Origin of the sequence: Polaromonas sp. CG_9.11, assembly GCF_015752225.1 — a bacterium.
Classification (GTDB): domain Bacteria; phylum Pseudomonadota; class Gammaproteobacteria; order Burkholderiales; family Burkholderiaceae_C; genus Polaromonas.
In genome coordinates, this window is record NZ_JADOVE010000002.1 from 335,737 (window position 1) to 351,833 (window position 16,097).

General features: G+C 58.4%; 14 protein-coding genes and 1 pseudogene. 13 read left to right on the forward strand and 2 right to left on the reverse strand.

Annotation, left to right across the window (positions count from 1 at the left end; all coding sequences use genetic code 11):
* The first annotated feature begins 118 nt into the window (after nt 1–118).
* The 10 genes from IWX85_RS03340 to aspS all read left to right on the forward strand — a co-directional run bounded on the left by IWX85_RS03340 (nt 119) and on the right by aspS (nt 12,221).
* The gene (locus IWX85_RS03340; protein WP_196868735.1) at nt 119–4,036 is read left to right on the forward strand and encodes a DUF3683 domain-containing protein; all 3,918 of its coding nucleotides are present in this window, start codon (nt 119–121) and stop codon (nt 4,034–4,036) included.
* Between the two features lie 2 nt (nt 4,037–4,038).
* Nucleotides 4,039–4,467 (forward strand): HIT family protein, encoded by a 429-nt coding sequence (locus IWX85_RS03345; protein WP_036809329.1) that lies wholly within the window; start codon nt 4,039–4,041, stop codon nt 4,465–4,467.
* 39 nt (nt 4,468–4,506) lie between these two features.
* Nucleotides 4,507–4,920 (forward strand): gamma-butyrobetaine hydroxylase-like domain-containing protein, encoded by a 414-nt coding sequence (locus tag IWX85_RS03350; RefSeq protein ID WP_196868736.1) that lies wholly within the window; start codon nt 4,507–4,509, stop codon nt 4,918–4,920.
* 115 nt (nt 4,921–5,035) lie between these two features.
* Complete coding sequence (gene ubiE, locus IWX85_RS03355) at nt 5,036–5,767, forward strand: bifunctional demethylmenaquinone methyltransferase/2-methoxy-6-polyprenyl-1,4-benzoquinol methylase UbiE (protein ID WP_036809335.1); 732 nt, start codon at nt 5,036–5,038, stop codon at nt 5,765–5,767.
* Between the two features lie 58 nt (nt 5,768–5,825).
* Nucleotides 5,826–6,818 (forward strand): Tim44 domain-containing protein, encoded by a 993-nt coding sequence (locus tag IWX85_RS03360; RefSeq protein WP_036809338.1) that lies wholly within the window; start codon nt 5,826–5,828, stop codon nt 6,816–6,818.
* An 88-nt stretch (nt 6,819–6,906) separates the two neighbouring features.
* Nucleotides 6,907–7,677: a hypothetical protein gene (locus tag IWX85_RS03365; protein ID WP_196868737.1), complete on the forward strand. Its 771-nt coding sequence runs from the start codon at nt 6,907–6,909 to the stop codon at nt 7,675–7,677.
* A complete protein-coding gene (gene ubiB, locus IWX85_RS03370) occupies nt 7,674–9,227 on the forward strand; it encodes a ubiquinone biosynthesis regulatory protein kinase UbiB (protein ID WP_196868738.1) in 1,554 nt (517 codons plus the stop codon). The genes IWX85_RS03365 and ubiB overlap by 4 nt, the downstream gene beginning before the upstream one ends.
* 130 nt (nt 9,228–9,357) lie before the next feature.
* Nucleotides 9,358–9,738: an FmdB family zinc ribbon protein gene (locus IWX85_RS03375; RefSeq protein ID WP_196868739.1), complete on the forward strand. Its 381-nt coding sequence runs from the start codon at nt 9,358–9,360 to the stop codon at nt 9,736–9,738.
* Nucleotides 9,738–10,367, forward strand: coding sequence for a DUF502 domain-containing protein (locus IWX85_RS03380; RefSeq protein ID WP_036813289.1), 630 nt, complete (start codon nt 9,738–9,740; stop codon nt 10,365–10,367). Before IWX85_RS03375 ends, IWX85_RS03380 begins: the two co-directional genes overlap by 1 nt.
* Nucleotides 10,368–10,433: 66 nt before the next feature.
* Entirely contained in the window at nt 10,434–12,221 is a 1,788-nt protein-coding gene (gene aspS / locus IWX85_RS03385; protein ID WP_231379488.1) for an aspartate--tRNA ligase, read from the forward strand.
* A gap of 153 nt (nt 12,222–12,374) precedes the next feature.
* Here the strand turns inward: aspS and IWX85_RS03390 are convergent, their stop codons facing one another.
* Nucleotides 12,375–12,818 (reverse strand): universal stress protein, encoded by a 444-nt coding sequence (locus tag IWX85_RS03390; RefSeq protein WP_196868741.1) that lies wholly within the window; start codon nt 12,816–12,818, stop codon nt 12,375–12,377.
* 526 nt (nt 12,819–13,344) lie between these two features.
* Here IWX85_RS03390 and IWX85_RS03395 point away from each other — a divergent pair.
* Both IWX85_RS03395 and IWX85_RS03400 read left to right on the forward strand, forming a co-directional pair.
* Complete coding sequence (locus IWX85_RS03395) at nt 13,345–14,166, forward strand: sensor histidine kinase (protein ID WP_196868742.1); 822 nt, start codon at nt 13,345–13,347, stop codon at nt 14,164–14,166.
* Nucleotides 14,166–14,810, forward strand: a complete 645-nt coding sequence (locus IWX85_RS03400; RefSeq protein ID WP_036809350.1) for a response regulator transcription factor — start codon at nt 14,166–14,168, stop codon at nt 14,808–14,810. The genes IWX85_RS03395 and IWX85_RS03400 overlap by 1 nt, the downstream gene beginning before the upstream one ends.
* A gap of 45 nt (nt 14,811–14,855) precedes the next feature.
* Here IWX85_RS03400 and IWX85_RS03405 read toward each other — a convergent pair.
* Nucleotides 14,856–15,725 (reverse strand): annotated as a pseudogene (locus IWX85_RS03405) (IS630 family transposase); the annotation flags it as partial.
* Between the two features lie 66 nt (nt 15,726–15,791).
* Between IWX85_RS03405 and IWX85_RS03410 the strand changes: the two are divergent.
* The coding region (locus IWX85_RS03410; RefSeq protein ID WP_196868743.1) for a transposase at nt 15,792–16,097 on the forward strand (306 nt) is incomplete at its 3' end.

A 16,097-nucleotide genomic window follows, 5' to 3' on the forward strand; every position in this document is an offset into this window, starting at 1 on the left:
CACTCCAGGCAAGCGGGGTTTCCATGAGGTCATTCCGGCCGGCTGCGCATAAAAGATGCGCTGCGATAATATCGGATCAAAGCGCTGGACGTGGGTCCGAAGCCGCTGAAATTTCACGATGAACGCACCTACTACCCTCCAAGAATTGAATGTTTTCGCCGATGGCGCAAAGCACGTCGAACCCCGCATCCGCGAGATTCCCTACAACTACACCTCGTTTTCCGACCGGGAGGTGGTGATCCGCCTGCTGGGCAGCCGGGCCTGGGAACTGCTCAATCTGCTGCGCGGGGAACGCCACACCGGCCGCTCGGCGCGCATGCTCTACGAAGTGCTGGGCGACATCTGGGTAGTGCAGCGCAACCCCTATCTTCAGGACGACCTGCTGGACAACCCCAAGCGGCGCAAACTGCTGGTCGAAGCCCTGATGCACCGGCTGGCAGAAATCGAGAAACGCCGCACACCGCAAGCCGACAGTGAGCGCGATGCCATCGTGGGTGAATTGCTCCAGGACGCACAGGCGGCCATTGGCCGGTTTTCGGCCTCGTTCGAGGAAGTCGCCAGCCTGCGTCAGCAGACCGAGCGCAAGCTTCGCAAGATCACGCTGAAAGACAACATCAAGTTCGATGGCCTGTCGCGCGTCTCGCATGTGACCGACGCGACCGACTGGCGTGTCGAATACCCGTTCGTGGTGCTGACGCCCGACACCGAAGTCGAAATGGCCGGGCTGGTCAAGGCCTGCATCGAACTGGGGTTGACGATTGTTCCGCGCGGCGGCGGCACCGGCTACACCGGCGGTGCGATTCCGCTGACCTGGAAGTCGGCGGTCATCAACACCGAAAAGCTCGAAGCCATGACGGAAGTCGAAATGGTTTCCTTGCCCGGTCTGGACAAGCCCGTGGCGACCGTCTGGACCGAAGCGGGCGTGGTGACGCAGCGCGTCGCCGATGCGGCGGAGCGGGGCGGTTTCGTGTTTGCGGTCGATCCGACATCGGCCGAGGCGTCGTGCATTGGCGGCAACATCGCCATGAATGCCGGCGGCAAGAAGGCCGTGCTGTGGGGCACGGCGCTGGACAACCTGGCCTCGTGGCGCATGGTGACGCCCGATGCGCAGTGGCTCGAAGTCACGCGCGTGGGCCACAACCTGGGCAAGATCCACGATGCCGAGATGGCGAGTTTTGACCTCAACTATTTCGAATCTGACGGCAAGACGCCGATCCGCACTGAGCGGCTCGATATTCCCGGCAAGACCTTCCGCAAGGAAGGTCTGGGCAAGGATGTGACCGACAAGTTTTTGAGCGGCTTGCCCGGCATCCAGAAGGAAGGTTGCGATGGGTTGATCACCAGCGCGCGCTGGATCGTTCACCGCATGCCGGTGCACACCCGAACCGTCTGCATGGAGTTCTTTGGCAATGCCAAGGACGCCGTGCCGAGCATTGTGGAGATCAAGGACTTCATGTTTGCCGAGCAAAAGCGCGGCGGTGCGATTTTGGCCGGGCTGGAGCATCTGGACGACCGTTACTTGCGCGCCGTCGGCTATGCCACCAAGTCCAAGCGCGGCGGCGATGGCAAGGGCGGCGTTTCCGGCGTGCCCAAGATGGTGCTGATCGGAGACATCGCCGGCGACGACGCCGATGTGGTGGCGCGTGCCACCAGTGAAGTGGTGCGCATCGCCAATTCGCGCAGTGGCGAAGGTTTTGTCGCCATCAGCCCGGAGGCACGCAAGAAATTCTGGCTTGACCGCAAGAAAACTGCGGCGATTTCGCGTCATACCAATGCCTTCAAGATCAATGAAGACGTGGTGATTCCACTGCCGCGCATGGCCGAATACACCGATGGGATCGAACAGATCAACATTGAGCTGAGCCTCTCGAACAAGATCAAGCTGTGCGACGAATTGGATGCGTTTTTTCGCAAGGGCAACCTGCCATTGGGCAAAGTGGAGGACGCCAGCGAGATTCCTACGGCCGAACTGCTGGAAGACCGGGTCGGCCGGGCGCTGGCGCTGGTGGCCGATGTGCGCAGTCTCTGGGCAGGCTGGCTGCAGGGCGTCGCGGTGCATTTTCCGGAACTCCAGGACCACACGCTGCGCGCCAGCTGGAAAACCCAGATTCGCGCCCCGTTGCAGGCGATTTTCAGCGGCGGCGCATTCAAACCGATTCTTGATGAATGCAGCGCCATTCACAAGCGCGTGCTCAAGGGCCGGGTCTGGGCCGCATTGCACATGCATGCCGGCGACGGCAACGTGCATACCAACTTGCCGGTCAACAGCGATGACTATGAAATGCTGCAGACCGCGCACGAGGCGGTGGCGCGCATCATGGTGCTGGCGCGTTCGCTCGATGGCGTCATTTCCGGCGAACATGGCATCGGCATCACCAAGCTCGAATTCCTGACCGACGAGGAGTTGCAACCGTTTACTGACTACAAGGCCAGGATTGATCCGGAAGGACGCTTCAACAAAGGCAAGCTGCTACGAAATAAGGAGCTGCTTGCGCCCGGCCAGCATGCGCTAATGGCCGATTTGACCAATGCCTACACGCCCAGCTTCGGGCTGATGGGCCACGAGTCGCTGATCATGCAGCAAAGCGACATTGGCGCGATTGCCGACAGCGTGAAGGACTGCCTGCGCTGCGGCAAATGCAAGCCGGTGTGCGCCACGCATGTGCCGCGCGCCAATTTGCTGTACAGCCCGCGCAACAAGATACTGGCAACGTCGCTGCTGGTCGAGGCGTTTTTGTACGAGGAACAAACCCGGCGCGGCATCAGCCTCAAGCATTGGGAAGAGTTCGAGGACGTGGCCGACCACTGCACTGTCTGCCACAAATGCCTGAACCCGTGCCCGGTCGATATCGACTTCGGCGAAGTGTCGATGAACATGCGCAACCTGCTGCGCAAGATGGGTCAGAAGTCGTTCCGGCCCGGCAACGCGGCGGCGATGTTCTTCTTGAACGCCACCAGTCCGCAAACCATCAAGGTCATGCGCACGGCCATGGTCGATGTCGGCTTCAAGGCCCAGCGCCTGGCCAATGACGTGCTCGGGGTGCTGGCCAAAAAGCAGACTGCATTGCCGCCTGCCACCGTGGGCAAGGCGCCGGTGAAAGAGCAGATCATCCACTTCATCAACAAGAAGATGCCCGGTGGCCTGCCCAAGAAAACCGCCCGCGCACTTCTTGATATCGAAGACAAGGATTACGTTCCCATCATTCGCAACCCGAAAAGCACCACGGCGGAGACCGAAGCGGTGTTTTACTTTCCGGGCTGCGGCTCGGAGCGATTGTTCAGCCAGGTGGGCCTGGCCACGCAGGCCATGCTCTGGCATGCGGGTGTGCAAACCGTGCTGCCGCCGGGTTACCTGTGCTGCGGTTATCCGCAACGCGGCAGCGGCGACTTTGACAAGGCGGAGAAGATGATTACCGACAACCGGGTGCTGTTCCACCGGGTTGCCAACACGCTGAATTACCTCGACATCAAAACGGTGGTGGTGAGCTGCGGCACTTGCTACGACCAGCTCCAGGGCTACCAGTTCGACAAGATTTTCCCGGGCAGCCGCATTATCGACATCCATGAATACCTGCTGGAAAAAGGCATCACCCTGCCCGCCAACCAGCCCGGTTTCCTGTACCACGAGCCGTGCCACAACCCGATGAAGCTGGGGGATTCGATGAAAACCGTCAAGGCGCTGATTGGCGACAACGTGCTCAAAAGCGAGCGCTGCTGCGGCGAATCAGGCACGCTGGGCGTGACCCGGCCTGACATTGCGACCCAGATACGGTTTCGCAAGGAAGAGGAAATCCGCAAGGGCGAAGCCGAGCTGCGGGCTTCTGGCGCAGTTGCCGCGTCTGCCAATGTCAAGATATTGACCAGCTGCCCGAGCTGCCTGCAGGGCCTCACCCGCTACGGCAACGACCTGCAAAACGGCTTGCTCAAAGCCGATTACATTGTCGTTGAAATGGCCAACCAGCTCCTGGGCAAGGACTGGCTGCCCGACTATGTGGCAGTCGCCAACCATGGCGGCATTGAACGGGTGCTGGTCTAGCCATGACCGGCCTTGCCTGTCCGTTGTGTACTGCCGATGGCGGCTTGGTGGTGTTTCGCAATGAAGACTTGCGCATCATCCAGGCCACCGAGGCCGGCTTTCCGGCCTTTTACCGTGTGGTCTTCAACCGGCATGTCGCCGAGTTTTCCGATCTTTCTGCCACTGAACGACAGACCTGCATGGATGCGGTCGTAAAGGTCGAGCAGGTGCTGCGCAGCGAACTGCAGCCCGTCAAGATCAACCTGGCCGCCCTGGGCAACCTCGTGCCCCACCTGCACTGGCATGTGATTGCCCGGTTTACGGGTGACAGCCACTTTCCGGCACCGGTCTGGGCTGCGCCGCTGCGACCGCTGGACGAGGCGCAGGTGGCGGCTGTCGCATGGCGCTGCATTGACATCAACCGGCTGATTGCCCAAGCCATGGCGCTTTGAAGCGCTCCCACCCATTTATTCAGAAAGCGAGATACCCCTATGGCAGGTCTTCAAGCCGGGTCACCGACCCCCGTGGCGCTGACGGTTCACAGCCAGTCGCGCCTTCTTGAGGTTGCGTTTTCAGACGGCGCGGCGTTCAGGATTCCGTTTGAACTGATGCGCATCTATTCACCCTCGGCAGAAGTGCAAGGCCACGGTCCTGGGCAGGAAATCCTGCAGACCGGCAAGCGTGAGGTCAATGTGGTTGAACTGGAGCCGATTGGCAATTACGCCGTCAAGCCGGTGTTTTCCGACGGCCACGAGAGCGGGCTCTTCACGTGGGACTATCTCTACCATCTGGGCGTTGACCAAAGCCAACTTTGGGCCGACTACGAGCGCAGGCTGCAAGCTGCTGGCGTAGAGCGCGACGCGCCCATGGTCGTGGCTGGCGGACATGGCTGCAGCAGCCACTGACGGCGCATTGCTCTCGTTGTGTCGTTTATTTTTACAGGCCACTCACTCGCCAATGACCTGATTCAGCGCAGGGTTGTCGCTGTCAACCGGCACTTCGCCGTTTAGCATTCACTTTATGACAACTACCCACTTTGGTTTTGAATCGGTAGACGAGCAGGACAAGGCGCGCCGTGTGCGCAGCGTGTTCGATTCGGTCGCGCCCAAATACGACGTGATGAACGACCTGATGTCGATGGGCTTGCACCGCGCCTGGAAGGCCTACACCGTGCTGGTCGCCAACGTCAGGGAAGGCCAGCAGGTGCTGGACATCGCCGGCGGCACGGGCGACCTGGCGCTGGCGTTCGCGCCCAAGGTGGGCGCCACCGGGCGCGTGGTGCATACCGACATCAACGAAGCCATGCTCAGGGAAGGCCGCAACCGGCTGCTGGACGCCGGGGTGTGCCTGCCGACGCTGGTGTGTGATGCCGAAAAACTTCCTTTTCCCGATGCCAGCTTTGATGTCGTCACCGTGGCCTTCGGTCTGCGCAACATGACGCACAAGGATCTTGCCCTGAAGGAAATGAACCGGGTGCTCAAGCCTGGCGGCAAGCTGCTGGTGCTGGAGTTTTCCAAGGTGGCCAAGCCGCTGGAAAAACTTTATGACTGGTATTCGTTCAAGGTCCTGCCCAGGATCGGCAAGCTGGTGGCCAACGACGATGCCAGCTACCAGTACCTGGCCGAGTCGATCCGCATGCATCCGAGCCAGGAAGAACTGAAAACCCTTATGCAAAATACTGGCTTTGGCCATGTGGATTACCACAACCTGTCCGGCGGAGTGGTGGCATTGCATGTTGGAATCAAGTGTTGACAGGTTAGGCAGTAGCGTGCCGCAAACAGTTTGTGATTAATTTGACGAAGGAGACGATATGAAAATTTGGCAGGTCATTCTTTCCGCAGTTTTTGCGGTAACCCTTACCTTGTCGGGCACGTCTGCCGATGCCAAGCGGATGGGCGGCGGCAGTTCCATTGGCAAGCAGTCGTCCAACGTGACACAGCGCCAGGCACCGGCCAACAACGCGACCACGCCTTCCGCTGCACCAGGGGCAGGCGCCGCAGCGGCAGCCGCACCGAAAAAGCCGTGGGGCGCCATGCTTGGCGGCCTGGCCGCAGGCCTGGGCCTGGCCTGGCTGGCTTCGTCGCTGGGCCTGGGCGGTGCTTTCGGCCAGATCATCATGTTCGCCTTGCTGGCGCTGGTGGTCATGGTGGTGATCGGCTTTGTCATGCGCCGGCTCAAGGGCGGTGCAGCGAATTCACCGGGTGCCACCCGAGCGCAGTCGCCTTTCGCCTTCCAGGGCGCCGGCAACGCGCCTGAAGCCTCGACGGCCCGAAACTACAGCCCGGCCAATGTCGGCAATGACGCCTCGGCACGCCCCTGGGAACGCAGCGCAACGGCTTTTGACAGCAATGCCGCCGCTTCTGCTGCAGGTGGCTCGATGATCGGCTCCGGCTTGGCGGGTTCTCAGTCATGGGGGGTCCCTGCCGGCTTTGACGCCGAAAACTTTCTCAAGGCATGCAAGTCCAATTTTGTGACTCTGCAGGATGCCTGGGACCGTTCGGATATCCAGAACCTGCGGTCCATGATGACAGACGACATGCTCGAGCAGATAAAGACGCAACTGGCAGACCGCGAAACCCACACGGGCGGCACGTCCAACAAGACCGAAGTGGTCATGCTCGACGCGCAGTTGTTGGGCATCGAGGAAATGAGCGACGTTTACATGGCCAGCGTCGAATTCTCCGGCATGATCAAGGAAGACGCTTCAGCTGGTGCCAGCCCGTTCCGGGAAGTCTGGAACATGACAAAGCCCCGCACTGGCGGCAGCGGCTGGCTGGTCGCAGGTGTCCAGGCCTTGCAATAAGCGGGTCTTAAAGCAAGCACTGATACCTTAAGGCTAAGCCACGGACATTAGGCTCAAAGCGCTTTTTATCCTGCAAAATCGGAGACGTATGAATAACACGTCTCCTTTTTCATTTCTGGAATCCATCGTCACCCGTTTGCAGCCTCCCAAATGGGTGGTTGACGAAGGGCAGCAGCGGCTGGTACTTTTTCTTAACCATGTTCTGCTGCAGGAAAAGCAGGCCCAGGAACGGCTCTTGCGCCAAAAAGGCCGTGTGGTGCATCTGCGGTGGGGTTTGTTTGCCATTGATCTAATCGTCACTCCGGCCGGCCTGGTGGATCGTGCACCTGGGTTTTCCAAAGCAGATCTGGTTCTGTCGGCTGCCGATGAATCGCCGCTGGTCACGGTGCAGTCGGTGCTGGCGGGAAAGACACCGGCCGTCAAGATCGACGGCGATGTCCAACTGGCGGCCGATATCGGCTGGCTGGCTGAAAATTTGCGATGGGACGCCGAAGAAGACCTGTCCCGCCTGATCGGCGATGCGCCCGCCCATGCGCTGGCTGACGCCGGACGACGACTGGCCTCAGGACTGAGGCAGTTTTTGACAAAGGCACCGCTGGCGCCTGTTGCGCAGAGCGCAACCACATCCCCTGGAACGCCGGTGACACCAGCGGCTGCCACGCCGCCGCGCAGGACTGCACCTGTCGGGCCCTTGTCGCCGGCCTCAGCAGCCAGCCCCTTGCCTGCCGAGGCGGTTGCAGATCCTGCCGAACCCACCGCTCAGGATGACGCAACCGGCGCCCCCTTGTTTCCCGGCGAAACCAGCAACCATGGCCCGGCAGGCCCAGCATCTTCCATGCCGCCCGGGACTGCTGCATGAGCCGGATTTTCCGGGGGTTCTTCATTGTCTGGACCGTGCTGCGGTTTGGGCTGGACGAACTGGTCCTTTCAAGTTTCGAGAAGCCATGGATCCGCCTGCTCTCGCGGATCGTGTCGTTTGGGCGTAACCTCAAAGCTCCCCGGGGAGAGCGTCTCCGGCAGGCGCTTGAACACTTGGGGCCAATTTTTGTCAAGTTCGGTCAGGTGCTTTCCACCCGCCGTGACCTGCTGCCGCCTGACATTTCTGATGAATTGGCGCGGCTGCAGGATCGCGTGCCACCGTTTCCTTCTGCTGTCGCGGTGGCGATCATTGAAAAAGCCTTTGGCAAGCCGATTGATCGCATCTTCGAAAGCTTTGAGCAGACGCCGGTCGCCAGTGCATCGATAGCGCAGGTTCACTTTGCCACTCTCCCGGGTGGCCGCGAGGTGGCGGTCAAGGTGCTTCGGCCGAACATGGTGGCCGCTTTCAGGAAGGATTTGGCGCTGATGCGCATGATGGCTGGCTGGATCGAGCGCGCATCAAAAGACGGCAAACGCCTCAAGCCGCGCGAGGTGGTGGCCGAATTCGACAAGTACCTGCACGACGAGCTTGACCTGCTGCGCGAGGCATCGAATGCAGCTCAACTGCGCCGCAACATGCAAAGCCTGAATCTGGTGATGATTCCGGAGATGTACTGGGACTACTGCATGCCGGATGTGATGGTGATGCAGCGCATGTATGGGGTTCCGATTGGCCAGACCCAGCGTCTCCGTGATGCCGGGGTTGACATGAAAAAACTGTCGCGCGACGGCGTCACGCTGTTTTTTACCCAGGTGTTTCGCGACGGCTTCTTCCATGCTGACATGCACCCCGGCAACATCCAGGTCAGTCTGGCGCCAGAAACCTTTGGACGCTTGATTTCTCTCGATTTCGGCATCGTCGGTACGCTGACCGAGGTGGACAAGGAATACCTGGCGCAAAATTTCAGCGCCTTTTTCCAGCGTGACTACAAGCGCGTGGCCGAGCTGCATATCGAATCGGGCTGGGTTCCGCCGGCCACCCGTGTCGATGAACTGGAGTCTGCTATTCGTGCCTGCTGCGAGCCCATGTTCGACCGACCACTCAAGGAACTTTCCCTTGGCATCGTGCTGATGCGGTTGTTCCAGACGTCGCGCCGCTTTCAGGTGGAAATCCAGCCGCAACTGGTCCTGCTGCAAAAAACGCTGCTCAATATCGAAGGGTTGGGACGCGACCTTGACCCTGACCTGGACCTGTGGAGCACGGCCAAGCCTTTCCTGGAGCGCTGGATGCTGGAGCAGGTCGGCCCTGAAAAACTCTTGGCCCAACTCAAGGCAGAAGCACCGTCGTATGCCAAATTGCTGCCCATGTTGCCGCGTCTCATGGCGCAGTACCTGAAGGCAGGGCCTCCAACCCACTACATCCGCCTGAACGAATTGCTGGCGGAACAAAAACGGACAAACAAGCTGCTGCAAAGCCTCATTTACGGTGGGCTGGGTTTTGTTCTGGGGCTGATCTTCATGCAGTTCGTATTGCGCATACGATTGTTTTGATGCGAAATTCCGCACGGCACGGATAGCCGGAACCCTTTGATCCGCATGCTGGGGCAAGCCCTATAATTGAAGGCTTTGTACCGCCTGGCCTTTGTTGGCGGAAAACTCCAGGAAAACGAGCTCAAGCACCATGCCCATCTACGCCTACAAATGTGAATCCTGCGGATTCGCCAAGGATGTATTGCAAAAAATGTCGGACGTTCCGTTGTCGGTGTGCCCGCATTGCAATGCATCGAGTTTCAAAAAGCAGTTGACTGCCGCTGGTTTTCAACTCAAGGGTTCAGGCTGGTATGTCACGGATTTCCGGGGCGGCAACAGTGGTGCACCCGCTGCAAAACCTGCCGAGACACAGGCCGGCGAGTCAGGGCCCGCCGGCAAGACGTCCCCGGATGCTGGCTCCAATTCCGCTTCGACAGCAAGTCCTGCCGCAACGCCATCGGCTGCGGCATCTTCAGTCCCATCGAGCAGCAGTAACACTAACAGCAGCGGCGCACCTACAAAATCGTCATGATGAGCTCGATCCGCCGGTGGCTGCTGGCTGGACTCCTGGTGCTTGTGCCGCTGGCCATCACCCTGGCAGTACTCAACTGGATTGTGGCCACACTGGACCAGACCCTGTTGATCCTGCCGGTTGCATGGCATCCGGACCGGCTGCTGGGTTTTCATCTGCCTGGCTTTGGCGTGCTGCTGACGCTGGGAATCGTGCTTCTGATGGGCGCCATCGCCAGCAACTTCCTGGGCAGAAAACTTCTGATGGTCGGCAATGCCCTGTTGCGCCGCATTCCCATCGTCCGGTCGATCTATTCCAGCGTGAAGCAGGTTTCCGACACCCTGTTTTCCGAAAACGGCAACGCCTTTCGCAAAGCTCTGCTGGTGCAATGGCCGCGCGAAGGTGTCTGGACCATTGGTTTCCTCACCGGCTTGCCAGGCGGCGACGTCGTGAATCATTTGCCTGCGGACTACGTCAGCGTCTATGTTCCGACCACGCCAAATCCCACTGGTGGCTATTTCGTCATGCTCAAGAGAGCCGAATGCATTGAGCTGAAGATGAGTGTTGACGAAGCACTGACCTATGTCATCTCAATGGGCGTCGTGGTGCCTGCCGCCCGCCCTGTACCCCCACTCAATCCCCCCTTGTAAACAGCGCAGTAGCGCTGATCATCCCGAGTATTTCTTATGGCTATCGCTGATACACAAAGCGCTCAAATGCGTACAACCTATTGCGGTCTGGTGACCGAAAGCCTGATGGGCCAGCCTGTCAGTCTGTGTGGCTGGGTCAATCGCCGACGCGACCATGGCGGTGTGATTTTCATCGATCTGCGCGACCGTGAAGGCTATGTACAAGTGGTATGCGATCCAGACCGTGCCGACATGTTCAGCATTGCAGAAGACGTGCGCAACGAGTTCTGCGTCCAAATCAAGGGCTTGGTGCGCGCCCGCCCGGAAGGCACGGCCAATGACAACTTGCAAAGCGGCAAGGTCGAGGTGCTGTGCCATGAACTGATTGTGCTGAACCCCAGCGTCACACCGCCGTTCCAGCTCGATGACGACAACCTTTCGGAAACCACGCGCCTGACGCACCGGGTGCTCGACCTGCGCCGTCCTTACATGCAGAACAACCTGATGCTGCGCTATCGCGTAGCCATGGAAACGCGCAAGTTCCTCGATGCCAATGGTTTCATCGACATCGAAACGCCGATGCTGACCAAGAGCACGCCCGAGGGCGCGCGCGACTACCTGGTTCCCAGCCGCGTCAACGAAGGCATGTTTTTTGCCCTGCCGCAAAGCCCGCAGTTATTCAAGCAGTTGCTGATGGTGGCGGGTTTTGACCGCTATTACCAGATCACCAAATGCTTTCGCGATGAAGACCTGCGCGCCGACCGCCAGCCTGAATTCACGCAGATCGATATTGAAACGTCGTTCATGGGCGAGCAGGAAATCCGGGACATGTTCCAGGGCATGATGAGCAACCTGTTCAAGACCGTGCTGAAAACCGAGCTGGGTGAATTTCCGGTCATGGCCTATGCCGAAGCCATGCACCGTTACGGTTCGGACAAACCCGATCTGCGTATCAACATGGAGTTCACCGAACTGACCGATGTGATGGCCGATGTGGACTTCAAGGTCTTCAGCGCACCGGCTACGACGGTGGGTGGCCGCGTCGTGGCCTTGCGCGTGCCCGGCGGCGCTGAAATCAGCCGCAGCGAGATCGACGCCTACACTGAGTTCGTGAAGATTTATGGTGCCAAGGGCCTGGCCTGGATCAAGGTCAACGACACAGCCAAGGGGCGCGAAGGTTTGCAAAGCCCCATCGTCAAGAACATCCATGATGCGGCAGTGGCAGAAATCCTCAAGCGCACGGGCGCGCAAAACGGCGACATCCTGTTCTTTGGCGCCGACAAATCCAAGGTGGTCAACGACAGCATTGGCGCACTGCGACTGAAGGTCGGCCACAGTGCATTCGGCAAAAAAACCGGTTTGTTCATCAAGGGCTGGAAGCCGCTGTGGGTGGTTGATTTTCCGATGTTCGAGTACGACGAGGACGCCAAACGCTGGAGCGCGGTGCATCATCCCTTTACCGCACCCAAGGACGGCCACGAAAACTGGATGGACACTGACCCCGGTCGCTGTATTGCCAAGGCCTACGACATGGTGCTTAACGGTTGGGAACTGGGCGGCGGCTCGGTGCGGATCCACCGTGCCGATGTTCAGAGCAAGGTTTTCACTGCGTTGAACATTGGTCCGGAAGAAGCCCAGTTGAAATTTGGCTTTCTGCTCGATGCCTTGCAATATGGCGCCCCACCGCACGGGGGCCTGGCCTTTGGTCTGGACCGCATCGTCACCATGATGACCGGCGCCGAGTCGATCCGCGACGTCATTGCATTCCCAAAAACCCAGCGCGCGCAGTGCCTGCTAACCCATGCACCTAGCCCCGTTGATGAAAAGCAGTTGCGTGAACTGCACATTCGGCTGCGCAATCCGCTGCCGCTCTGAGCGCGTTCACAAGTAGGAAGCCAACTGGGAAAAAGGGCACTTTATAGGTGCCCTTTTTGGTTTCTGAATCTACTTTCCGCTGACCGGACGGTGATCAATGCAGCGCGTTCGGCAACGCTGGCCGAACGCGAATCAAGGTTTGTCAAAGGCGGCTCAACGCAAGACCAATACCGGTACGGTGCTGTGCGTCAATACATGCTGGGTTTCGCTGCCCAGCAGCACCCGCTTGATGCCTTTGCGACCATGCGACGCCATGACAACAAGGTCGCACCCATGTTTCGTGGCTGCGGACATGATGGACTCGGCGACCAGGTCAGACTGCGCAACCACCGCCTTGGCCATGACGCCCTGCGTCCTGGCTTGTTCTTGCACCGCATCTACAACCGCCTGGCCTTTGTCGCTCCACTGTTTCTCGGTACGGGTAATGTCCTCCACGGAAATGGTGATACCCCCTTCAAAATAACTTACCGGGTAGCGCGGCACGACATACAGCGCGACCAGTTCGGCGCCGATGGCTGCTGCCAGTTCAATGGCGCTGTTCACAGCCGTACTTGAAAGATCCGAACCATCAGTGGCTACAAGAATTCGCTGGTACATGATGACTTCTCCAATTTAGATACAAAGTTTCAGCGTAGTTGTATGAAGGCCAGCTGGTTTTGATCCAAGTCAAGCTCAGTGGAAGCCTCAACGATCTTATAACTTTGACAGTTTCCACCAAATCCGTCCCGGATTGCTAGAGCAGATCCCGTTTGATTGGCAACCGTGGCCTACAAGAAAGTCAGTATTTTTTGCTACTCTACTGATAGCTGTCCGCAAATACACAGTTTGTTCGATAGCCATTTTTTATGCTGAAAATTTGCTTTTTTCAACGTGAAGACGTTCCTGCAGTTTTATACAAAAGCTAGCTGAACTGGGTAGCGCAGTCTGTAACCGCAATAACGGTTTGTAGATAAGCCCTCGTATTGAGCGAACTGCATTCACATTTGCTTTAAGGTCATTCCACAAGCAGATACAGAGATGTGCGTTTGCCCTTGTTTCTTCAGGCACGGTGATCACGAATGCTACGAAAAGAAGCACTTCGCCTGACGTCCAGACTGCAAACACCAAATCTTTCGGAGGAACCATGAAAAGCCATACGCATTTTGAAATCGATTCAAAAAGAACGGTACGGGTGGTGGACAAGCGGCCATCCGGTTATCAGTTTTACGGGCTGTCGCCTCTCCCCGAGGAATTTATGCTCAAAACTCCGCTGGAGTCTGCTGAAACTGCACGGTTTTTGGAAGAACGTCGTGCTTTTGCTATAGCGGCACAAGCTATCCGCGAAGAGGAAAAAGCACGCTTGGCACGTGAGTTGCACGATGAGCTCGCGCAGTCATTGACGGCGCTGAAGATGGACACGATCTGGGTGCGCGACCACACTTCATTCGTTCCTGGGATGGTGACGGCGAAACTGACGGAGATGGTGGAAATGCTTGACCGTACCGTGGCTGCAACACGCCGGATGGCGGCCGACCTACGACCGCTGATGCTCGATGATTTGGGGCTGGTGCCAGCGATTGAATGGCTTGCAAGCAGTTTCATTGAGCGTTGTGGTGTGCCATGCGCACTTTTGATCAACGACGAACTGGATCTTGAATTGCCTGAGCCTTACGCAACGGCCGTCTTCCGGATTGTTCAGGAGTCGCTCAACAATATTGCCAAGCATGCGGCTGCTTCGCAGGTCATGGTCACGCTGGACAAGACCCTGGATACGGTGAGGCTGCGAGTGCAGGATGATGGCTGTGGATTCTTTTCGGATGGCATGCGCAAGCCCCAGTCGCTTGGGCTCTTGGGTCTGCGGGAGCGGGCGCAACTCCTTGGTGGAAACGTTGCTATCCGCAGTGTGCGGGGGAAGGGAACTACCGTCGAGGTCAGCATTCCCCTGAACCAGATTGGAGCTCATTAATGATCAGGATCGTCATCGCCGACGACCATGCCATTGTGAGGGAGGGTCTCAAACGTATTGTCACTTCGGCGGAAGACATGATCGTGGTCGGTGAAGCATCGAACGGAATGGAGGTGATGCGCCAAGTGCGGGAGTCTGATTTCGATGTTCTGGTTCTTGACTTGTCCATGCCGGGTCGAAGCGGAATGGAGTTGATCAAACTTGTGCGTTGCGAAAAGCCAAAACTCCGCATTCTTGTGCTCAGCATGCATGAAGAACTGCAATACGCTGTTCGTTCGATCAAGTCGGGCGCTAGCGGCTATCTGACCAAGGAAAGTGCACCGACGCAGTTGATGCAGGTGCTGCGCAAGATTGCAGCAGGCGGTGCCTTCATCAGCACAGGGGTTGCCGAGCAATTGGCCCTCGGCTCCATGCTCGGATCAACCTCGGCAGCGCACGAAAAGCTGACAGACCGGGAGTTTGAGGTCTTTCGTTTGATCGCCATAGGCATGTCTGTCACCGATATTGCGGGACGGCTTAACCTTTCGGCAAAAACCATCAGCACGCACAAAGCCAACCTCATGCAGAAGATGAATTTGCAAAATCAGAGTGAATTGATTCGTTACGCCATAAAGCATGGCGTGACCGAGCCCCTGGAGCCATGAATCGATTGGAAGGGTATTTTTCCCATCAATGATCCTAGTGTCGCGTCACGAAGCAATTGTCGGATAAAGGCGTTTGAGCTTGGTGCGGGTATCTTTGGTGGTGAATTGCCAGTTGACCTTGGCCTGAAGGTTGTCACGGCGGGCCTGCCAGGCGGCGACCTCGCTGGTGACGGTCTGAATGTTGTCGATGCGCCGGTCCAGGCATTGGCCGACCATGACGTTGATCTCAATTTCGGCCATGTTCAGCCATCTACCATGCTTGGGCGTATAGACAAACTCGAAGCGATCCCACAGCGCCTTGGCCTGCTCGGGTGCAAACGCCTCGTACAGCGAGGCCGGCGTGTGCGTGTTCAAGTTGTCCATCACCAGCGTGATGCGCGCTGCATCGGGATAGCTCGTCTCGATGTCCTGCACGAACAAAGCCCAGTCCGCTTTCGCTCTGCGCTCGGTGACCTTGGCTCAAGCACCGCCCGGCCAGCGGCTCGCTTGCCATGAAGACGTTGCACACCCCGAAGCGTTCGTATTCGTAGTCATGGGGCTCGGGGCGCCCCGGCGCCGCTGCGACAGGCTCGCGGGTTTCACGAATGAGCTGGCGCGGCGTCTCATCCATGCACACCACCGGGTGCTTGGCGTCAATAGGCCGGCTGTAGATATCGAGCACTTGTTCCATGGCCGCCACAAATGCAGCGTTGGCCTGAGGCGCAATTACCCAGCCGATTTTTCTTCACGGCTTGAGTTCGTTTTTTTTAGCGTGCGCCGGACCGTCTCGTGCGACACACTGTCAATGTATTCGAGCTCCGCCAGCCGATCGGCCAGCAACCGCAGCGACCAGCGGGCCTGGCCTTCAGGCGGGGCTGAGCAGCTCAGGGCCACCAATTGTGCTTCCAAGCGGCCATCGACCTTTAACGCGTACTCGCGCTGCCCCCTGTGTCAGACTAGTTGTCGCCTCTAAAAAATACTCTTTTAGACGCACCGACAACAATGAAGCAAAAATATTCCGAAGCATTTATCGAACAAGCAGTGGTCAAGTTGCTTTCCCGTGGCAAGCGCACCGTGCGCGAAGTCGCGCTGGAGCTCAACGTCAGTTACCACACGGCCAAGAACTGGATGAAACGAGGGCATCCCGACAGGGCCGGCACCTTGTCCGGCAAAGAAAAGCGTCCCCAGGACTGGAGCGCTTCTGAGCAGCTGCAAGCCTTGAACGAAACCCATGGCTTCTCAAGCGAGGCGCTGCAGGCGTGGTGCCGCGAGCGCGGCGTGTTCGCCCACCATCTGGCGAGCTGGAAA

Bases quoted from the DNA above. Each gene is read 5' to 3' on its own strand.
- IWX85_RS03340 (WP_196868735.1), top strand. From the start codon at position 119: ATGAACGCACCTACTACCCTCCAAGAATTGAATGTTTTCGCCGATGGC.
- IWX85_RS03345 (WP_036809329.1), top strand. From the start codon at position 4,039: ATGACCGGCCTTGCCTGTCCGTTGTGTACTGCCGATGGCGGCTTGGTG.
- IWX85_RS03350 (WP_196868736.1), top strand. From the start codon at position 4,507: ATGGCAGGTCTTCAAGCCGGGTCACCGACCCCCGTGGCGCTGACGGTT.
- ubiE (WP_036809335.1), top strand. From the start codon at position 5,036: ATGACAACTACCCACTTTGGTTTTGAATCGGTAGACGAGCAGGACAAG.
- IWX85_RS03360 (WP_036809338.1), top strand. From the start codon at position 5,826: ATGAAAATTTGGCAGGTCATTCTTTCCGCAGTTTTTGCGGTAACCCTT.
- IWX85_RS03365 (WP_196868737.1), top strand. From the start codon at position 6,907: ATGAATAACACGTCTCCTTTTTCATTTCTGGAATCCATCGTCACCCGT.
- ubiB (WP_196868738.1), top strand. From the start codon at position 7,674: ATGAGCCGGATTTTCCGGGGGTTCTTCATTGTCTGGACCGTGCTGCGG.
- IWX85_RS03375 (WP_196868739.1), top strand. From the start codon at position 9,358: ATGCCCATCTACGCCTACAAATGTGAATCCTGCGGATTCGCCAAGGAT.
- IWX85_RS03380 (WP_036813289.1), top strand. From the start codon at position 9,738: ATGAGCTCGATCCGCCGGTGGCTGCTGGCTGGACTCCTGGTGCTTGTG.
- aspS (WP_231379488.1), top strand. From the start codon at position 10,434: ATGCGTACAACCTATTGCGGTCTGGTGACCGAAAGCCTGATGGGCCAG.
- IWX85_RS03390 (WP_196868741.1), bottom strand. From the start codon at position 12,818: ATGTACCAGCGAATTCTTGTAGCCACTGATGGTTCGGATCTTTCAAGT.
- IWX85_RS03395 (WP_196868742.1), top strand. From the start codon at position 13,345: ATGAAAAGCCATACGCATTTTGAAATCGATTCAAAAAGAACGGTACGG.
- IWX85_RS03400 (WP_036809350.1), top strand. From the start codon at position 14,166: ATGATCAGGATCGTCATCGCCGACGACCATGCCATTGTGAGGGAGGGT.